General features: G+C 52.3%; 5 protein-coding genes. 1 reads left to right on the top strand and 4 read right to left on the bottom strand.

Annotated elements, in window-relative coordinates; all coding sequences use genetic code 11:
• Positions 1 to 254 precede the first annotated feature (254 nt).
• A complete protein-coding gene (locus tag IQ273_RS29805) occupies positions 255 to 1,154 on the top strand; it encodes a hypothetical protein (RefSeq protein WP_194026728.1) in 900 nt (299 codons plus the stop codon).
• Between the two features lie 4 nt (positions 1,155 to 1,158).
• Here IQ273_RS29805 and glsA read toward each other — a convergent pair whose 3' ends face one another.
• The 4 genes from glsA to IQ273_RS29785 form a co-directional block, all read right to left on the bottom strand.
• Positions 1,159 to 2,118: a glutaminase A gene (glsA, locus tag IQ273_RS29800; RefSeq protein ID WP_194026727.1), complete on the bottom strand. Its 960-nt coding sequence runs from the start codon at positions 2,116 to 2,118 to the stop codon at positions 1,159 to 1,161.
• Positions 2,119 to 2,372: 254 nt separating this feature from the next.
• Positions 2,373 to 3,437: an LOG family protein gene (locus IQ273_RS29795; RefSeq protein ID WP_194026726.1), complete on the bottom strand. Its 1,065-nt coding sequence runs from the start codon at positions 3,435 to 3,437 to the stop codon at positions 2,373 to 2,375.
• 286 nt (positions 3,438 to 3,723) lie between these two features.
• Entirely contained in the window at positions 3,724 to 4,044 is a 321-nt protein-coding gene (gene trxA / locus IQ273_RS29790) for a thioredoxin (RefSeq protein ID WP_035985715.1), read from the bottom strand.
• 561 nt (positions 4,045 to 4,605) lie between these two features.
• Positions 4,606 to 5,404, bottom strand: a 799-nt coding sequence (locus tag IQ273_RS29785) for an urease subunit alpha (RefSeq protein ID WP_194026725.1), incomplete at its 5' end; no start/stop codon positions are given.

Below are 5,404 nucleotides of genomic sequence, written 5' to 3'. Positions count from 1 at the left end.
GCCCCTTTGAACAACTCAACGGTTTCCGCTATCACGACAACTGGGTGCGCAACCTGCTGATTGCCTCTTCGTTAAATGGCAGAAGGCCGTTGCCCAGGAAAGCCGACACAAAATAAGTTGGAACTAGGATTGAGCTTTGGTCAAATCGCTATCTTCCTAGTTTATCTACCTTGTCCCTAAGCCATAGTGCCACTGCCCATGACGATCTGCGCCACGCTTCCTCCGCTAAGGGGCGGGCTCAAACGGTAGACAAATTGCGCACCCAGTCAGTTGAAAAAACCTGTCGATTGGCGGCAATACGAGTAAAAGATCTGTATACGTCTCTGCCTGAAGTCCTAGATTTTGGCGAAGTTAAAAGGCTTGCCGATTCGGCTACAGACGTTTATCTAAAACTCTTAGACGTCTATCAAGACTCGCTTCCTATCCATATCAGTTCGCCAGAACAACTGCAAGAAACTTACGGTGAATCGGCTCTCTCGGCCTGGGGAATGCCCCGAATTGAGAAGCTGGCAGATGAGTTAGAGCCTTTGCTCTTAGAGTTTCAAGAAAAACACAGAATCTCTAAAGACTGGCGTACCCTTGGCTTTATCACAACCCAAATTAATTTTAGCAATGCTTTGCTTTTAGATGGGTTGTCGCCCGCTGAAAAGGTTCTGATTACGCCTTATTTCAAGTTCCTTGAGGAACAAGTTGCTTTACCCTTAAAGCGACTATGTAGTGCGGCGGCTAAGCACGATCTTAGCTCTCCTGAATTTGTCTTGGTCGCGCAAATGTTGCCGCTGGCCCAAGAAATTTCCACTGCAGTTAATGCTCGCTTGATGAAGAGATTCCCTAACCACTATAGCCGCCGGGGAAAACTAAATGATCTGGCGGTGCAACATTCCTGCCTGCGAGATTTAGACATGTTTCAGATCTACCTGTGGCTCTGTGTTTTGCAGGGAAATTTGGCAGCGTTTGAACATGAGCTAGTGGCTTTGTGCATTATGGTACTGGAGACTGTTGGTATCTCCTGGACAATAGCTTCAAAATGCAATGAATTTTTGATGGACGAAATTTTGAACCGCGTCGACGCTCGCCACCGACTGCTGCTAGAACCCTATACAAAAGGAATCATCAATGCCTTTGCCTGCGATCGCACCCCAGTCCAGCTCTGATCTCTTAACCTTCGGCCCTGGTAAAGTTGCAGCGGCCCAGGGAGAGGTCAAACAGGTGAAACCCATATTTTTGGGAAAGTGCTTCAAAGACTTTGAGCCCCCGCACGCTGTTGCCATGACCATCGAGCAGGGGCGAAAACACGGCAATACCAGCCTGGTTAGGCACCACGGCCATCAGTCCCCCTGACACGCCACTCTTGGCAGGGATGCCAACTCGAAAGGCCCACTCTCCAGCAAAGTTGTACATGCCGCAGGTGTACATCACGCTGAGAATATCGCGCACGTGCTCGGCCCCAACCGCCCGCTGCCCGGTGATGGGGTTGACACCCTGGTTCGCCAAAGTTGCCGCCATCACCGCCAGGTCGTGGGCCGTAACCAGCACCGCACACTGCTGAAAGTACAGGTCTAGCACCTCCTCAATGGGCTGCTCAATCATGCCGAAGTTGAGCATCAGGTGGGCCATTGCCCGATTGCGGTGTCCGGTAGATCGTTCTGACATAAATGTCGACACATCTACAAACACTTCGCTGCCCACGTAGCGCTGAAACATAGCCAGCATACGGTTGAGCCGCTCGGCCGAGTCGCTACCAGTAATCAGGCCGGTAGTTGCGATCGCACCCGCATTCACCATCGGGTTATCGGGTCGTTTCGAGTCTTCATCCAGACGAATGAGCGAGTTGAACGGATCGCCAGTTGGCTCTACCCCCACCTTTTTGAGCAGCTTTTCGCGGCCATAGTCTTCCAGGGCCATGCCGTAGACAAACACCTTAGAAATTGACTGGATGGTAAATTTTTGGGCCACATCTCCCACCTCAAAGCTGCGGCCGTCGAGGGTAACCAGGCTAATGCCAAACCAGTCAGGGCTGGCGTGGGCCAGCTCGGGAATATAAGACGCTAATTTACCCTCAGCGATGCCTTTGAACTCGTGGTAAAGCTGCTCTAGAAAGTCTTGCACCTGGGGCATGGGGAAGTCGGTGGGTAGATGAGTGGATGGGGGTAAGCAGGTGAGGCAGAACTATCCATTCCTCAAAGTTCTGGGGCTTGTTGCCTAAGAGTATCCCATCTAAACAAACATCCCCCTTGAAGCTGCAAACCCGGCCTGTTGCCGTGAAATTCTGGATAAGTATTTAGCTGGCCTACTCTAAACCCGAGTAGGCCCATCAAACCTGGCGACTCACAGATCCATTGACTCATCCACCCATCTACCCACCCACTCACCTACTTTTGTTCGGGGTGCTGAGCTTCGGGGCGGTGGTCGCCCAAATCGTTAAGCCGCCAGATAAACTGGTGCAGTTTGCCAAAGTCGCGATGGTTGAAGTGCATCACCAGCCGTGGCAACTGGGCTGTGTCGTCACTGTGCTCTTCGGGTAGAGCCGCAGATTTTTCGATCTTGCCCTTGGCCAGAATGGCGCTGAACTCGTCGTTGAGCAGGGCCACAGCCGCATCGCTTAGATCACACTTGAGTCGAACGATTAGGCGATCGCCTGCATAGCGGCAGGAGTGGTACACCCGGTAAAAGCTGCTGATGGCATGGCAGGCGTCATCCACATTATCAGTAATCGTATAGAGGCTAGGGTCATCGGGGCTAATTAACCCCCGATTGAGCAAGTGGGTGCGAATATAGCTGTCCCAGCCATACCAGTAGTCACCACCAGGATGGTCGACCAGCACGATAGGCATGGGGTCAGCCTTACCCGTTTGAATCAGCGTTAGCGATTCGAAGGCCTCATCCTGGGTACCAAACCCGCCGGGGAACAGCACCAGAGCATCACTCTCTCGCAAAAAGAAGAGCTTGCGGGTAAAGAAATACTTGAAGTTAATCAGCTTCGGGTCGCCTTCCATAACTGGGTTGGCTCCCTGCTCAAAAGGCAGCTGAATATTGAGGCCAAAGGATTGCTTAGAACCGGCTCCAGCATTCCCCGCCTCCATAATGCCGCCCCCGGCCCCGGTCATCACCATAAAACCCAGCTCAGTAATCTGTTTGGCAAACTGTTCAGCCAGCTTGTAGTCGGGGCTAACCGCGCCGGTACGGGCCGAGCCAAAAATGGTGATCTTACGAGTGTGGCGGTAGGGGTAAAAAACTTGAAATCCCTGCTCCATATCGAGCAGAGCGTAGTTCAAAATTTTCCAATCCAGGCGGTCTGCCTCGCGCCCCATCATTCGCAAGATGGTCTCTAGCACTTGACGAATGAGCCTGCCGTGCTCTAAATGTGGCAATTGCTCCAGCACTGTGGCTAGGTCAGCCTGAACGCTAGAGGGTAAATCTGAGGGAAGCGCAACCATACGCTGTTGGTTCCATAGAGGCAGCACTCTATTTTAGCGACAATTTTGCCCCTTACCCTGCAAAAAACCTCCAGGGAAAGACTAATGCTTCCCTGAAGGATGTCGATTGATTAACTATATAGAATCTCAGTACTTTTAAGCCCTAGCAAAATATCTGCCAGAGCCCTTGAGCTAAAAGAGACTGAGCTGAGAGTGTTTCAACTAAACACCTATCCAGAGGCTTACCGCAATCGGCCCGTGGGCGAGTTCACGTCCTTTGAAAGGATGTTCGTTAGGTGGAATACTCTTAGAGATACTTTTCGAGGGTGTTGGCCAGGGTCGTTTTGGGTACAGCGCCCACAACCATATCAACCCGCTGCCCTTCCTTGAAGATCATTAGGGTGGGAATGCTGCGAATGCCGTACTGACTGGCCACGCTAGGGTTTTCGTCAGTGTTGACCTTAACAACCTTTATTTGGCCATCGTATTGCTCAGCAATTTCTTCTACAACCGGAGCCACCATACGACAGGGACCACACCAAGGGGCCCAAAAGTCGACTAGTACGGGGACGGTGCTTTCGAGAACTTCTTGCTTAAAAGTAGAATCTGTTACCTGAGCGGCTGCCATGCCTAGTGTTCCTTGCCGTTGTTAACCACACGCAATCTTACCATAGCCAACCCCCAGCAAACCTCAGTCCTTGGGCAACATCTGATTTGCAGAACTATACTAAGTGATTAGGAATAGCGCTATAACAGCGTTTCTCAACCTTGGGCCAGAGGCCTCAGATAAGGAACCGCCCAGACCAAAGGCCTGGGCGGAGTGTGGTGTGAGGAGTGAACTGAAACTAAAGGTTTCAGTACCACTTTATTGTACTGTGGACGTTTGAAAATCTGCCACCGCTTCACTACATTCGCAACAAATTTATGGTAACTGCAAATTATTGTCGCCTCCCGGAACCTACGTATGTTTAGGAGCGACTTTTGAGGACTAAGTGTTTAGCCAGACTCGCTACCTGATCGAGAAATGCATCTGGCTAGTACCTGAGTTTTGCGCCATCGGTCAAACCGCCTAACATTCTCCAACTAGCGCTGGGCCCAAGCAAAAAACGAGCTTTAAAGCTCGTTTAGTAGTACTAATTCATTACAGCTATAGCAAGCGTCGGCTTTGTGGCGATCGCCTGGGGCACGGCTAAAACAAAAAATACCGCTGGGCCATCGGCAGCACGTCAGCCGGTTCGCAGGTGAGCAGTTCGCCGTCGGCCCGCACTTCGTAGGTTTCCACATTGACCTCCATTTGGGGCTGGTAAGCGTTGAGCTTCATGTCAGCTTTGCTAAGGTTGCGACAATTGGCTACAGCAGCGGTAGCTTTAGCCAAACCGATCTGCTCAGGAATGCCCAGTTCGATCGCGGCTTGGGAGATAAAGCTGAAAGAGGTAGCGGCGATCGCCCCCCCAAAACTGCCAAACATGGGCCGCATGTGCACCGGCTGGGGTGTTGGAATGCTGGCATTGGGGTCACCCATCTGCGCCCAGGCGATCGCACCGCCCTTGATCACAATCTCGGGCTTGACCCCAAAGAAAGCGGGTCGCCACAGACAAATATCCGCCAGTTTGCCCGCCTCGATGGAGCCCACATGGTCGGCGATGCCGTGGGTGATGGCGGGGTTGATGGTGTATTTGGCCACGTAGCGCTTGGCCCGGTGGTTGTCGTTGCGCTCAGAGTCTTCAGCGAGTGCGCCGCGCTGCACCTTCATTTTGTGGGCGGTCTGCCAGGTGCGAATGATCACCTCACCCACTCGGCCCATAGCCTGGGAGTCAGAGGCAATCATGCTGAAGGCACCCAGGTCATGAAGAATGTCTTCGGCGGCGATGGTTTCGCGACGAATACGCGACTCGGCAAAGGCAATATCTTCAGGAATGCTGGGGCTGAGGTGGTGGCACACCATCAGCATATCGAGGTGCTCGTCGAGGGTGTTGCGGGTGTAAGGG

The organism is Nodosilinea sp. LEGE 07298 (genome assembly GCF_015207265.1).
GTDB lineage: Bacteria > Cyanobacteriota > Cyanobacteriia > Phormidesmidales > Phormidesmidaceae > Nodosilinea.
The sequence above is the reverse complement of the archived record's forward strand: the minus strand, read 5'-3'. Positions and strand labels throughout refer to the sequence as shown.